At 62.0% G+C, this 13343-nt stretch carries 9 protein-coding genes; all 9 read right to left on the bottom strand.

Features of this window, described 5'->3' with window-relative positions; genetic code table 11:
* Positions 1–5911, bottom strand: a 5911-nt coding sequence (locus G1E_RS27385) for a host specificity protein J (RefSeq protein WP_256220434.1), incomplete at its 3' end; no start/stop codon positions are given.
* 56 nt (positions 5912–5967) lie between these two features.
* Complete coding sequence (locus G1E_RS07435; protein ID WP_009681812.1) at positions 5968–6570, bottom strand: tail assembly protein; 603 nt, start codon at positions 6568–6570, stop codon at positions 5968–5970.
* Between the two features lie 449 nt (positions 6571–7019).
* Positions 7020–7775, bottom strand: a complete 756-nt coding sequence (locus G1E_RS07430; RefSeq protein ID WP_009681813.1) for a C40 family peptidase — start codon at positions 7773–7775, stop codon at positions 7020–7022.
* 2 nt (positions 7776–7777) lie between these two features.
* Positions 7778–8527 carry a phage minor tail protein L gene (locus G1E_RS07425; protein WP_009681814.1) on the bottom strand — a complete coding sequence of 250 codons (750 nt, stop codon included), beginning with the start codon at positions 8525–8527 and terminating at the stop codon, positions 7778–7780.
* The gene (locus tag G1E_RS07420; RefSeq protein ID WP_009681815.1) at positions 8524–8862 is read right to left on the bottom strand and encodes a phage tail protein; all 339 of its coding nucleotides are present in this window, start codon (positions 8860–8862) and stop codon (positions 8524–8526) included. Before G1E_RS07420 ends, G1E_RS07425 begins: the two co-directional genes overlap by 4 nt.
* On the bottom strand, positions 8862–12170 hold the full coding sequence (locus tag G1E_RS07415) for a phage tail tape measure protein (protein WP_047149731.1): 3309 nt from the start codon (positions 12168–12170) through the stop codon (positions 8862–8864). Before G1E_RS07415 ends, G1E_RS07420 begins: the two co-directional genes overlap by 1 nt.
* A gap of 41 nt (positions 12171–12211) precedes the next feature.
* Positions 12212–12448 carry a hypothetical protein gene (locus G1E_RS29300; RefSeq protein WP_009681820.1) on the bottom strand — a complete coding sequence of 79 codons (237 nt, stop codon included), beginning with the start codon at positions 12446–12448 and terminating at the stop codon, positions 12212–12214.
* A complete protein-coding gene (locus G1E_RS07405; RefSeq protein ID WP_033690111.1) occupies positions 12445–12789 on the bottom strand; it encodes a hypothetical protein in 345 nt (114 codons plus the stop codon). Before G1E_RS07405 ends, G1E_RS29300 begins: the two co-directional genes overlap by 4 nt.
* 40 nt (positions 12790–12829) lie before the next feature.
* Positions 12830–13330: a hypothetical protein gene (locus G1E_RS07400; protein WP_009681822.1), complete on the bottom strand. Its 501-nt coding sequence runs from the start codon at positions 13328–13330 to the stop codon at positions 12830–12832.
* Positions 13331–13343 lie beyond the last annotated feature (13 nt).

The raw sequence follows: 13343 nt of genomic DNA, 5'->3' as shown, positions 1-13343 counted from the left end.
CACTGGCAGCAACAGCTGCGACCCGGCCGTTGTCTTTCCAGCCAGACATGGACGCGCCCAACTCAAGCTGTGCGCGATCAAACTCAACCCAGCCGGCTGTAACGTTGCTGCCATCGTCAGAACGAACGCGCAACAAGATGTCCGTAGTGACGGTATCGGCGGGCGCCGCCTGCGAGGTGTACGAGGCGCGTTTCCACGTGCCACCCAGCAGAACGCTCACCGGGCCATGGGTACCGATCGTGGCAGAGGCAGCGTTCTTGAACTGGAAGAACATCTGCAAGGCCAGACCGGGTGTACCCCGGGCGTGCGTAGATACAGTGGAAATTTGGCCCGGACTGAGTTTTGGCTGAGTGGCACTGCGCAACGCAAAGTCAATGTATGCAGAACCTGACCCAGCCACCAGGCCTGATACATCGAGCCTTTGGGCTTTGGCGCCGGGCTCCAGCGTCGAATCAACCAAGCTCAATACAGCGGATGCCGGCCCCCTCGCCACCCAGCCATCTGCGATATTGGCGTCTGTTGCCAGCGGCCTCTCAAATGATGGGTTGTACAGTAGGTTCTCGCCCCCGACATCACCAATGCTGTTTTTGAGCTGGGTCAGCTGGGTTGAGGCACTGGTGAGTCCAGATTCAGCAACAGCAACTCTGGCCGTCAACGCCGAAGTAGCAGAAGCATTGGTAGCGATATCCGCTGCGGCGACAAGCCCATTGTCCCGCCAGCCGGTGACGCGATCTCCATTCTCAAATTGAGCGCGATCCCACTCTACGAACCCTGCCGAAACTGCGCTTCCCGACGCCGCGCGAACACGATACAGGATATCCACCGACACTGCCCCCACAGGTGCAGTCGCAGGGCTGACAGCCACCCTCTGCCAAGCATCTGCCAACATAAGCCCCGTTGGCCCCGTCGTCGCAAGGGTATTTCCCGATGCCCCTTTGAACTGGACAAATACCTGGGCCTGTAGACCTTGCGTGCCCCGCACATAGATCGAGGCGGCATAGATTTGGCCTGCGGAAACAGGCGGCTGATCACCGATAGAGGGTGCCAAGTCAACGAACGACGAGCCCGAGCCCGGAACGAGCCCGGTCACATCAAAGCGCTGCGCCTTGCCGCTTGGCTCTAACGTGGATACGACCAGAGAACCGCTGTAACTGCTATTGGCGTAGCCGACGCGCCAACGTTCTGCCACTGCCCCCGTGCCGCGATCAAAGGACGGATTGAAGAGCATGTTGTCGCTGCCCACAGTAGACAGTGAGGCATCAATGCCGGTAATCGCCTGGCCATTGGCAGTGATTGCCGAACCTTGCTGGTTTACAGCGTTGCTCAAGGATTGAACTGTCGATGCATCAGCTTTCAAAGCGACCTGATTAAGCGCGGACTGTGCAGCCGCCGCCGCGTCAGTAGCCGCCTTGTCCGTGACGGCAACCCAAGAGCTGCCGTTCCACCGCTTGGGCGTGTTGGCATTGCTCGTAGTGTCAATCCAGAGGTTCTGCGCCAATCGATCATCGACAGCCGGCGCTGCCGCCTGAATGATCACCTTGCCCTTCCCACCCGCCAGCGTATTTGCTGCCGCAGCCGCTTGCTGAGCGGTAGCTACGTTCTGGTTGGTGGTTGTTAAGCTGGTTTGCAATCCAGTGATCTGCTGGGCCTGTGACGACAGCCCCTGCTCGTTTTGAGCGACCCTGCCTGTCAATGCACTGGTTGCTGAAGCATTGGCTGCGATATCCAAGCGTTGCAGGGATCCATTGTCGCGCCAGCCTGAAGCCACCGTACCAGTTTCGCATTGAGCGCGATCCCACTCGACATATCCCGCCGTCACTGAGCTACCCGCTGGCGACCTGAGCCGAAGCAACACTTCGGTTGCCACCGATCCAGCAGGCGCAGCCTTGGAGGTGAGGGTCGCCCGTTGCTGCACGCCACTCAAGACCAGTTCAGATGGTCCGTGAGTGGCAAGCGTGACCCCGGCGCTGTCCTTGAATTGGAAGAAAATCTGAACGGACAAGCCCGCAGTGCCTTTCACATCGGCAGACACAGTCAAGACCTGGCCAGCGCTGACCTTGGGTTGGTAGGACGTACTTCGGCACGCCAGATCTATGAAAGTTGATCCGCTTCCGGCGATGAAGCCAGATGCATCAATCCTTTGGGCTTTTCCGCCAGGTGCGATTGTGGAATCCACCAACGACCAGGTGGCCGTAGCGGAAACGCCGATGCGCCAACCCTCTGCAAGATTTGGATCTGCTGCTGATGGTCTCTCAAATGAAGGGTTGTAGAAAAGGTTCTCGCCACCCAGATCCCCCAACGATGTGCTGATAGATGTTAGCGCTTGGCCGTTGGCCGCGATGTCCGTCCCATTTTGATCGACCCTGTTGTTCAAGCTTTGGACAGTTGACGCATCGGCCTTTTTGCTCACGCTGTCGGTCAGCGAAGTTAATGCCTGGCTCTGCGATGCCAGCTGCTGGTCCTGGGCGGCATCCTTCTGCTCGGTCGCTGTAACGCGGCTGGTCACCTGCTGCAGCGCCTGCGAGCTGGCCTTGCCGTCGATGCTGGTCTGCATGCCGTCCATGCGGGTGGCTTGCGACGTGAGCTTGCCCTCGGCATCGCTGACCCGGGTGGTCAGGCTGCTGACTACCGTGGCGTCGGCCTTAGTCTGGGCCAAGGCCAATGCGCCGGCGGCAGCTGCGGCAGCATCGGTTGCTACCTTATCCGTCACAGCGACCCATGCCGAGCCACTCCACCTCTTCGGCGTGTTGGCATTGCTGGTGGTGTCGATCCAAAGGTTCTGAGCCAGACGGTCGGCGACGGCAGGCGCGGCCGACTGAACAATGACCTTGCCCTTCCCGCCCGCCAGCGTGGCCGCATCCTGCGCAGCCTGCTGGGCAGCCGACACGTTGCCGTTGGTGGTGGTAAGGCTCGACTGCAGGCCCGAGATCTGCTGGGCCTGGGCTGAGGTGGCGCCCTCCAGGGTTTCGACTTTGGTTTCCATGGTCTGGACGCGCGCGGCCATGCCGTTGGCAGTCACCACCGCCTGGCCAACATCGGTCCAGTAGATGGCGTTCGGCGGTGGCGTGTTCAGCGGTACCGCTTTCAGGGCCTGGTACAACTTGCCATCACTGCCCAGGGCGCTTTGCCCGACGCTGTAGGCCTTGTCTTTCCGGTACGGCAACGAGCCGGCCAAGGCCGAGACGTTGGCGATCTGCTGCTGCAGGTCGGCCTTGGCAGCCGACACATCAGCGCTCACAGCGGTGATCTGCTGCTGCAAGTTGCCTTTGGTGGTGTTGAGGGCGTTGTTCACCTCACTGATTTGCTGGGCCAGTTCGGTCTTGGCCGTCCCTATCCGATCGTTCACCGACCCAGGGCCATTCTTGTCTATCAGGTCGATGCGGCTGGTGAGCTCCTGGCCCAGTTCACTCTCGGTGATCTGATCCTTGATCTGCTCGAGGATCGCGCCAGCATCAGCGCTCGCCATTCCGGCAACCACTGCCGGGGCCTCCGGGAAGAACGGGCCGAGGTTGCCGGTGCGATCAACCAGGCGCGCCCAGAAGAAGAAACGCTGCCCGGCGCGCAGGCCCTGCATGACGTGCTCGTTCTGCGGATAGGCCAGGTCGGCCAGCTTGGTGGCCAAGCCCAGATCGGTGCCCTCGCTGTACCACAGCTCGGTGCGCTGGGTGTCCTCGGCGCCCGCTGGAAAGCCCCACTTGATGCCGATGCCAAACAGCAGACTTTCGGTATCCAGGAACGTAACGGCCGGCGGCAGGCCTTCCTTGCCATTCAGCTGAGTCAGATTCGAGCTTTTCCAGATCGACGTGATGTCGAAGCTACTGACCGCCCGTACCCGAGCCAGGTAAGCGCCGGCGTAGATTCCTACCACATCAACCGAAGCAGCGCCGGTGCGTTGCAGACGAATCCAGTTGCCGTTGTCCTTGCGCCATTCAACATCGTAAGCAACGGCACCCTCCACTGCCGGCCAAGCGATGGTCATGGTGCTGACCGCGATGCCTTGATCAATCATGTGGGTAGACGAAAGCGTCACGCTCACCGGCGGCTGCACGGTGGTCACCGGGATGACGCTGATCGGGCGCTCGTCCAGCTTGGCACCGGTATCGATCGCTGCAAACTTACTCGGATTGAACTCGAGCGCGGTGATCTCGTACTCGCCCTCCTGGGTGCGCGTCGTTTTCAGCACGCGGAACAACTGCACCGCCAGGTCGTCGTAGTCGATTGCCCACTGCAGCTCAGGTTCAGGCTGGACGCCGTAATCGGTGGTCACCGTGACCGCGCGCCCAGCGACCGATTGCACGGTGCGCGCCTGAGCAGTCCCATTCGGCAGGTTCAAGATCAGGCGATCACCGGCCTTGATCGGCGTGTCACGGTCCAAGGTCACAACGCGGCCGGCAGCCGCCGAAATCCGGCCACCGTTTGGACGGCCCGCCACCAGCTCATCAGCCACCGGGATCACGTAGCCCGGCAGCGGGATACGGCCTTCCATGCCGGTCTTGAAGGTGACAGTACGGTCCTGGCTGTTGCTCAGCAGCGCCCACTTGCCGCGGCGCTGAGCCTCGGAAGCACGGGTGCAACCGATGGCAGAGATCTCCACCGGGCGATCCCGGTACCGGCGCTGGAGCGTGTTGTCTGTCACCGGAATGACGTCGGTGTCGTAGTTGTTGGCCGGATTGTCGTAGCTGACCAGGGCTCGACTGTAGTGCGTGTTGCGCTCCGCGCCGCCATAGACGAAGTCGCCGTCGATGACGTTGGCCCGGGTGAACACGTAATCGATGTCCTGGGCGCGCGGCATGTCCGCCTGCATGAACAGCGAGCCATGGGCCCAGTACACCATGCCCCGGTAGATGGCCGCCAAGTCACGCAGCAGCGTCCAGGCTTCGGCCCTGCCCTGCAGGTTCATGTCGCACAGGTAGCGCGGCTCCTGCCCGCCGACACCATCCGGCACCAGCTGGTCGCAGTACTGGGCGATGCGGTACATCTCCCACTTGTCGACCATCCACGACTTGATGCGCTTGCCCAGGCCGAAACGATCCTCGACGCACAGGCCGTAGGTCACGAACGCCGGGTTGTTGGTCCAGGCCTGCTTGAAAGTGCCATCCCACACGCCGCTGTACGTGCGGTCCACCGGATCGTAGTTGCTGGGCACTGGCCAGCGCTTGGCCTTGCATTTCACGGTGACGGCCGGAATGTTCTGGAACTGCTGAGCGTCGAACTCGATGTACAGCAACGCGGTGTTCGGGTAGCGCAATTTCTCGTCGATGATCTCGGTGTAACCAGCGATGGTCATCGTATCCGCGACGGTGCCACTGTTGGCGTTTGGGGTGATTCGCCGCACGCGCAACATCCAGCCAGAGGTCGCCGGCGGCAGGTTGACGCGCACCGAGCGCTGGTAGCCGTTGGTTGTTTTGCCGTCCACAGCCCCCCGGTTTGCTTCGACGTATGCGCCCCCATCAGTGGCTACGTCAATGGCGTACTCAATGCGGTAACCGTTGGTGTTGCCGCTGCTATCTTGCTGCACAAGGCGCGGCCAAGACATGCGCACCCGTACCGCAGAAAGCTGGGTGTTGCTCAGCGCGCGGGTGAACGGGTTGTCGCTGCGCAGTTCGACGTTGACGGTGGTCTCGTTCTCGATCGAAGGGATACCCTGGATGTAATCCTGCTCGACGGAGCCAGAGCGCCACTCCCACTTCACACCGGGAAAGTTCACGTTGCCGCTGGCATCCATGATCGGCGTATTGTCGAGGTAGATGTCTCGGTCGGTAGGCGTACCGTCAAACTCGCCCTCGCCCACGGCCAGCAGGATCTTGGCGATGTTCGTGGACTGCAGGCTGTCTGGTGCCTCAACAGGAGTCTTCGGCTTGCTCTCGCCGCCCTTGTGGCCAGTGATTACCAGGTGATCTGTCGGGCCCATACTTTCCTCCGGGCAATAAAAAACCGCCCGGAGGCGGCCTGTAAGCTGAATCGGCCCTAGGCCTTGTCTTGCGCCTCGATAGAGGCCGAAATGATCGCCCCGCCCCATCGGCGCTCGCCGATGCAGATTGGGACGGGGTTTCCGCTGGCGGTAGTGTTCTTGGCGCTACCAAAGGCGTAACTCGGAAGGTTCTCGGGCGAACCACTCATGTTGAGACCTTGGGCTTGGGGACTCAGCATCTGGATGACCCCGCCCACCGCCATTGAGCCGCCGCCCATGCCAACCGCAAGAGCGGTAGCTGCAGACCAGCCGAGCGGGTTCCACCAAGCCAGGGCAACAATTGCAACGCCGATGATTGTCTGGAGAAGACCTGCCCGCTTGCTGCCAGCGATTACGGGAGCGATCCGTATGTCTCCTGTGCCACCAAAGCCGAGCTCCTTTTCTTCCAAATTTCTTTCCCCCCGGAAGATGGCAAACTCAAGGCCTTCCGCCTTAGCATTCGCAATGAACCTCTCGAAGCCTGGAACCTGGATGCAGAGTGCCTTGATCGCTTCCGCCGGTGAGCGCACGGAGAGCCTGAACGACCGCCCGAATTGGCGGAGCTTCCCGTAAAGCAGCACAGTAGTCATTGGTTGATACTCGATCGCCTGTGCGGTCATTACTTTCCTCCAGAAACAAAAAAGCCACCCGGAGGTGGCTGAAAAAAAAATGAAGCCACTAACGAGCACAGGCGCTTACAGCGTCGGTAACTCGCTCAAGCGGCGACTGCCAGGTTCGATAGAAATGGTACCGGACTACGGAGCCCCCATTGCTTGGCTCAACATCAACCAGATGCAGAGGAGCCTGCGCGTCAGGGGCTAGCACCGAATAACGATCTCCAGAAGATTGCAGAATTCCGCCGACACTGGCTCCGAGAACCGTGGTGCTCTGCCAACTATCGCGGATACACTCCGCGACTTGTCGGGCTGGCTTCTTTGAGTCCAATGTCAAAAGCGGCGGATTACTCCGGGTGTCTGCAACACTTGCGCACCCAGAAAGTAACACTGCCGCCAAGGCACTGATCAGAATTCTCATGTAATTCCCTCCCTTGAAAGCCGGGAATGTACCATCACTTGGCATCGCGGTGGCGCAACACCAGGCGCGTCCGATCGAGCCATGGCCCGCCAAACACGGCGATTTCTGATGGCCGCCCCAGTAGGTGGTGCAGTATGAATGGGCCAGGCCCGAAGACTTGGCCATCCTCGCCAGGCAACTGCGCGTCGGCGCCCAGGTAGATACCGGCGTGGTTCGGGTGAGCTGTGCGCCCCACTGCCATGACGATCATGTCGCCGCGCTGGGGCTGGCTGACCTGGTAGAAGCCGGCAGCCTCATAGGCCTGCTCATAGAGACTCGGGCCGTCGGCCTGCTCCCACCATCCCTCCTCCCGGCTATAGGCCGGGAAGTCGAGGCCCCATTCCCGCTGGTACCAGTCCGCGCAGACCTGCCAGCAGTCCCAAGCGCCATGCACGAACGGTCGGCCAAGCAGCGGCGTGTAGCCGGTCGGCGTGATGGAGCGCAGGTCGCCTTCCGGCCACGACAGAATGTGCCACGGCAGCCCAGTGGCCTCGCACATGGCTAGGTCACGAGGGGACGGCCTGCTGGTGGCATCTGGATGCGAGTGCACGATGCCGACCACCTCGCCTTGGTCTTCAGCTGCCGAGTACTGCTCTGGCGAAATGCGGAACTCTTCGCCAGGATCGGCGGCTGTGTTCTCGCACGGCACGTAGCGGTGCGAGCGACCAACGGTGACGATCAGCCCGCAACACTCCCTTGGGTATTCCGCCGCAGCGTGCGCTTGCACGGCTGCCAGGATGTGTTTACGCATGGTCAGCTCCGAGCGATGAGGGAAACAGCCGGGAAGCCGCCAAAGGGCAGCTGGTTGCCTTGGCCGAAGCGAACGGTACAGCCTGAGTCGAGGCAGCCGTTGCAATGGTCCTTGGCCGGGTCATCCGTGGGGTTGCCATCCAGGTCGTAGTAAGGGCCGGTATATCCGCAGTTCGGACCACGGTATCCGGCAGTCATTGCCCAGTGGCATAGCTGGGTCATCTGCCGGCCAATCGTCTCACCGCCAACGTCACCGGGACTGGCCAACTCCCACGCGACCATAGTGCCGTTCTCTGACACTTTCTGGTCGATATACCAGACCTCGATCGCCTCTTCGGCTGGGTCAGCTTCAGCGTTGCCGCCGGGGAAGTTGGCAGCGTCCAGGTACCGAGCCATGGTGTGACGCATGGTCAGCTTGAACTCGAGCAGGTTGTCGAAGGCCAGGCACAGGGCGGTAATCCGCCCGTTGACGTTGCCAACCGTCAGCGTGGGTCGCACCGCCGTTCCATCCGAGTTCGCCTCGATGCCGTCAATCTGCATCGGCCAGGCGCCGTACTCGTTGCCCTGCCACCAGATCGACTTGGCCGGCAGCTGGTCCGCATTCGCGCCAGCGGCTGCGAGCTCCTCGGGAGTGTGCGGTATGGCGTGCCCATGGAATCGCAGCGTGTCCGCTCCGAAATCGGAGCCGTCCAGCTCGAACAACAGTATTTCTGCGCCGGGTTCCAGCTTCTGCAGCTGAGTGATCAAGCTCATGGGTGATAGGCCCTTTCGAAGGTGGTTGTCAGGCTTGTGATACCGCCAGGCTTGCGCTGCTGACGGAACTTCTCGCAGCGGTACATGCCCAGATCCCCCTCGGCATTGGTCCATAGGAATGCCTTGGCTCCCTTATGCCGACGAATGAAGGCGAGGATTGGGGCGATTTCCTCGCCCAGCCCGCCAAAGGTCAGATCCCAGCTGTCGATTTCGGCATTGAGCCCGTCGCTAGAGACCTGGGCATAGTTGTCGCCGAACTGGGACTTCCTTGTCCTGAGCGTGCTGTCGCCACTGGCTTCCTCATCGGGAGCCCAGGTGAATGTCTCAATCGCCATCAGCGCCTCCCGTTGCTGTTGCGGTAGCTAACGCCGCCGGCACGCCATGAAGCGGCAATCGCGCGATCAGCGACGCCCTGCATCTGCCGCTCCATGTTTTGCTGAAAAGCAGCGGTATCTAACTCCATCCCTTCAGAGCTTCGATCCTCCAGCGCTATTGCAACCGGTACAGAGACCTGCACAATTGTCGAACCTCCACCACTGCCCCCCACCATCTGCACGCCCAACGAGCCGTCAGCGCCGCGGGCAAGCGGCATGATCGCTTCGGGACCCGCCTCGCCCGCCACGCCAACGCCCCCTCCAGCAAGGCCGAAAGGGGTCGGCGCGTTGAGGATGCTGTTTGTGAAGGCCTCTCCTTTGGCGAAGAACTGCACACCGCCATCCCAGGCGCCACCCTTGGCCTGCCGGATGCCGGCCCAGCTGCTGAGATAGTCAGCACCATAGCCCGCTTGAGAGGCGCCCAGGTTCGAAGACACAGCACCGGCTGAGCCAGCAGTCATGCCGTTGCCACCACCTCCGCCAAAAAGACTGCCGGCGGCAGATATGCCCATGCCGACCAAGCCACTCAATAGTGAACTGGCGGCCTGCTGGCTGGCGATCCTGGCCATGTCGTTGATGACACTCGACGCGAAGTCCTTGAAGTTGGCCTTGCCAGTGATGGCGAATTCGGCCAGGGCATCGCGGGCCGTTTTGAAACCGGTGGTGAGCATGTCATCGGTAGCGCCGGCCACGTTCGCCGCGTCCGCCTGAATGTTCGCCCAGGCTCGCTTGGCGCCGTTGCGGTAGTCTCGCTGGGCCAGCAAGCGAGCGTCGAAACCGTCGACTTCCATCTGCAGCTCGCGCGCCTGGTAGTCAGCCAAGTCCGCCAGCCGCTGTTGATAGGCGTCCTGGCTGAGCCGGCGCGACACATCCTCCTGCTGCTCTTCAAGCTGCCGGCGCGCCTCGGCATACTTCTGCCGCACAGCGTTGAGCCGGTCGGCCTGTTCGCGCTGATCGTCGCCCATGCCTACGCCGGCTACGTCCGCATTGATTGCGTCCTGCCGGGTCTGCAGCACCACCTCCATGGCCTTGCGGTAGGCTTCGGCGCTGTTGCGCCGGATCTCCGCCAGCTTCCTCTCTTCTTCGGCCCGTTTCTTCAACTCCGGATCGGCATAGGCCGCGTTCAGGTTCTTGATGCCGAGCTCCATCTCGGCGGCGGTGATCTTGCCGGCGGCCTGGGCCTTGCGCAGCCCCTGCACGCCCTCGACCAGGTCCTCCAGGCGCTTCTTCTCCGGCAGCGCACGGTCGATGATCGCGTCGAGCGCCTTGACCTCGTCGTTCAGCGCCTTGGTGCGGCCCTTGCTGCCTTCAGTCGCATCCTTGTTGGCCTTCTTCTGCGACTCGATCGCGCTGGCCGCCGAAAGGATCGCCTGTCGGTCGGTCTCGGTGAGATCGGCGTTTTCGGCGATGTAGCGGTTGGCGATCTTGATTGCGTCGCCATTGTCCTGCAGGCCGGCCAGCTGCTTCTGCAGCGTTTCCAGATACGTCTGGCCCGCCGAACTCATGCCGACCTTGGCGGCATTGTTCGCCTGGGTGGCCGAGGTGTTCGCATCGGTGACACCGGTGAGCACTCGCAGGGTTTCCGCGATCAGGCTCGATCGCTGGTCGGCGTCGCTGACGGCACCCGCCTGGGTGATCCACTGCTGCACCGTGCTGGCCGGCAGTTGCAGCCGTGTCGCTACCTCCTGCAGCACAGGCGATAAACCCTGTCCCGAGGCACGCGCCTCATTGAGGCGATCGATCAGGCCTTGGTATTCGGCCAACTGCCGATTGTACTGGCCGCCAGAGTCGCGCGCCGGGGCCGTGACCACAGCCGATCGGATCGACTGGGACAGGTCGCCATAGGCGTCCTTCACTTTGTCAGCGGCATTGACCTGTTCTTGCTGCCACTTCACCAGCGAGGCTTCACGCTGGTCCTTGTTGAGCTTGGCGAACTCTTCTCGCAGCTGAGCAACCGGCTTGTGCAGGTCGTCCAGGCTGACGCCCGCCTGGTCGGCGTTGTCGCTGAGTAACAGGAAGCTGGCCGCTGCGGTACCGGCGAGCAAAGCCAGCCCCATCGGGCCGCCCAGTGCCGACAGCAGACCGCCGGTGGCGGCGCGTGTCAGGTTGGCCTGGGCAATGGTCAGCGCTTCGGTGGATGCCGTGAGCGCCGCCTGTTTTGGCAAGAGCTGGGTCTGAACCAGATTGAGCCGCTGCAGGCCTGTCGCGGCAGCTACCGAGGCCTCCGCCTGCTGCACCTGCGCCTGGGCATAGATGCGCTGTGCTTCAGCGCCTCGCAGTGCTGCCTGTGCGTTCTGGACCTCCGCGATGCGCTGGGCCAGGGCGGCCTTCAGCGCCATGCCAGCCTTGGCTACATAGAGGGTAAGAGCCGCAGCGCCCGCGCCACCCATGGCGACCGCCACCAGGTCAACGTTGTCGGCCAGGGCGATCAGCACGCTAGACAGGCCTGCAACTGCTCCGGTCTGCTCCTCCATGCCGCCCAGGAAGTTCTGAATGGCGTTACTGATGTTTACCATCGCGTCCTGCACGCTGGTGGACATGTCAGCCGCAGCCTTGCGGTTGACCTCCACGGTGCGCAGCAGGCCGGTGTTGATATCATCGAGCGACAGTTTGCCTTGCACGCCGAGCTTACGGATCTCTTCAGCGCTCTTGCCGGTGGCAGTGGCGATCGCAGTGACGATGGTTGGCATTGCGTCCTGAATGGACACCCAGCCATCAGCCTCAACCTTGCCGGTCTGCAGCGCCTTGGAGTAGGCGTCCAGCGCAGAGCCGGCCTTGTCAGCGGCCGCCGCGTTGGTCACCAGCAGGAAGCTGAAGCTGTCGGTGATGTCGAGCGTTTGCTGGGTATTGAAGCCCAGGCTGCGCATGACATCGGCAGTGCGAATATACAGCTCTTGGGCCTCGGCCATGGGCCGATAGGTTTCCTGGGCCGTGCGAAGCAGGTGCTCCTGCACCATCTGGTACTCGCCAGCACTGCCCGCGGCAGCCTTCATGCGGTCCGACATCTGCCCGTAGGCGTCGACCTGCTTGATGATGCCGCCAATCAGCCCGGCGCCAGCAACAGCAGCGAAGGCGCCACGCATCAGTGCACCAGCGCTCTCAGCCGCTGCACCCGCCCTGTCAAAAGCCGAATCGACGGTGGCCAGGTTGCGGTCGATCGCCTGCGTGCTGCGCGCCACCACCTGGTCAGCGCTTGCCAACTCGCGGCGTAGCTGAGCCGTTGTCGCCTCGATCTGGACAAGCATGCCCTGGACTTGTTGATCGGCCATGCAATTCTCCAAGCATAAAAAAACCGCCCGGAGGCGGCAAACTACTCTGGCTGACGGCCTCGGAAGAAGGCCTTCAGCTTGTCGGCCACGCTGCCGGGGCTACGCGGCGCCGCGGGCTGGCCAGATGGCTGAACCTGACCGCGACCTGCCCAGTCGAGACGGGCGTCAAGCGCCAGCATGATTTGGGGGATGGGAGTACGCCAGGCGGTTTCAGGCGGCCAGCCAAGCCAGCCGGTGGCTACGCCGAACAGGTAGTCAACGTAGCTGCCATTTTTCACTGCGCTGTGCTGGCCGCCTCGTCCTTTCCCTTGGCAACCACACTCGGCGGTACAGGGTTGAGCAGAACGGTGATGAACTCGGTCAACTGACCAGACACCTTGGCCACACCGGTGTGGAACACCTCACTGGCGATAACCGGATGCTGGTCGGGTTTCAGGTCGGCGCCAGCAATCACGATGTCAGCACAGGCGGCGATGCTCATCAGTCGCATCGATTCCAGCGCTCCGCGCAGACCACCGAACCGGTGTTCAATACGCAAAGCCGCATCCAGCGTCGGCTTCAGGGTGTAACTACGGGCACCAATCACCAGCGTGACGGTGCCGTGCATGGCTTCGCTCATTGGATTTCTCGCAGGGGTGGGACGGGGCCAGCCCCGTAGATCATGGGGTGGCCGGTCCGGCTGGAATTTCGATGATGTCGGTATTGATCGCCAGCGTGACGTTACGGCGCACCACGTTGTCGGCCTGGCCGGCTGCCACGGTGTTATTCATTACCTTCACGCCGTAATAGAACGTAGTCGGCAGGATCGCAGGGGTTGCGTCAGGGTCTCCGTCATTCAAGGTGACCTTGACGTTGTAGTTACCCTTGGAGCGGTCTTTATGCGCGACAGCTACAGCCTTCTGACCGGCGTCTCCGCTGTCAAAGCCCACCACCATGGTCATGTTGCCTGCATCGGCAGTGCCTTTGTACTTGCGCACACGGCCATCATCCAGAGAGGTGAAGTTCACCGGGTTGAAGGTGTCGCCGAACTCGCCGAGGTCTTCGATCTCGCCCACCCGGACATAGGTATCGGCCTCGTACTCGGTTACGGTATCAGCGCCGGTCTTACCACCAATGAAGAGGCGGCAGCCAGCGGCTGTGTTGAGGTTGTCTTCGGCCATGGGGGTTCCTCCA

The organism is Pseudomonas sp. TJI-51, from assembly GCF_000190455.2.
Taxonomy (GTDB): Bacteria; Pseudomonadota; Gammaproteobacteria; order Pseudomonadales; family Pseudomonadaceae; genus Aquipseudomonas; species Aquipseudomonas juntendi.
This window is presented reverse-complemented; position numbering and strand designations above follow the sequence as displayed.

What these genes read in the sequence shown, in the direction of transcription:
- G1E_RS07405 (WP_033690111.1), bottom strand. Translation starts at nt 12,789, where the DNA reads ATGAGCGAAGCCATGCACGGCACCGTCACGCTGGTGATTGGTGCCCGT.
- G1E_RS07400 (WP_009681822.1), bottom strand. Translation starts at nt 13,330, where the DNA reads ATGGCCGAAGACAACCTCAACACAGCCGCTGGCTGCCGCCTCTTCATT.
- G1E_RS07430 (WP_009681813.1), bottom strand. Translation starts at nt 7,775, where the DNA reads ATGCGTAAACACATCCTGGCAGCCGTGCAAGCGCACGCTGCGGCGGAA.
- G1E_RS07420 (WP_009681815.1), bottom strand. Translation starts at nt 8,862, where the DNA reads ATGGCGATTGAGACATTCACCTGGGCTCCCGATGAGGAAGCCAGTGGC.
- G1E_RS07425 (WP_009681814.1), bottom strand. Translation starts at nt 8,527, where the DNA reads ATGAGCTTGATCACTCAGCTGCAGAAGCTGGAACCCGGCGCAGAAATA.
- G1E_RS07435 (WP_009681812.1), bottom strand. Translation starts at nt 6,570, where the DNA reads ATGACCGCACAGGCGATCGAGTATCAACCAATGACTACTGTGCTGCTT.
- G1E_RS07415 (WP_047149731.1), bottom strand. Translation starts at nt 12,170, where the DNA reads ATGGCCGATCAACAAGTCCAGGGCATGCTTGTCCAGATCGAGGCGACA.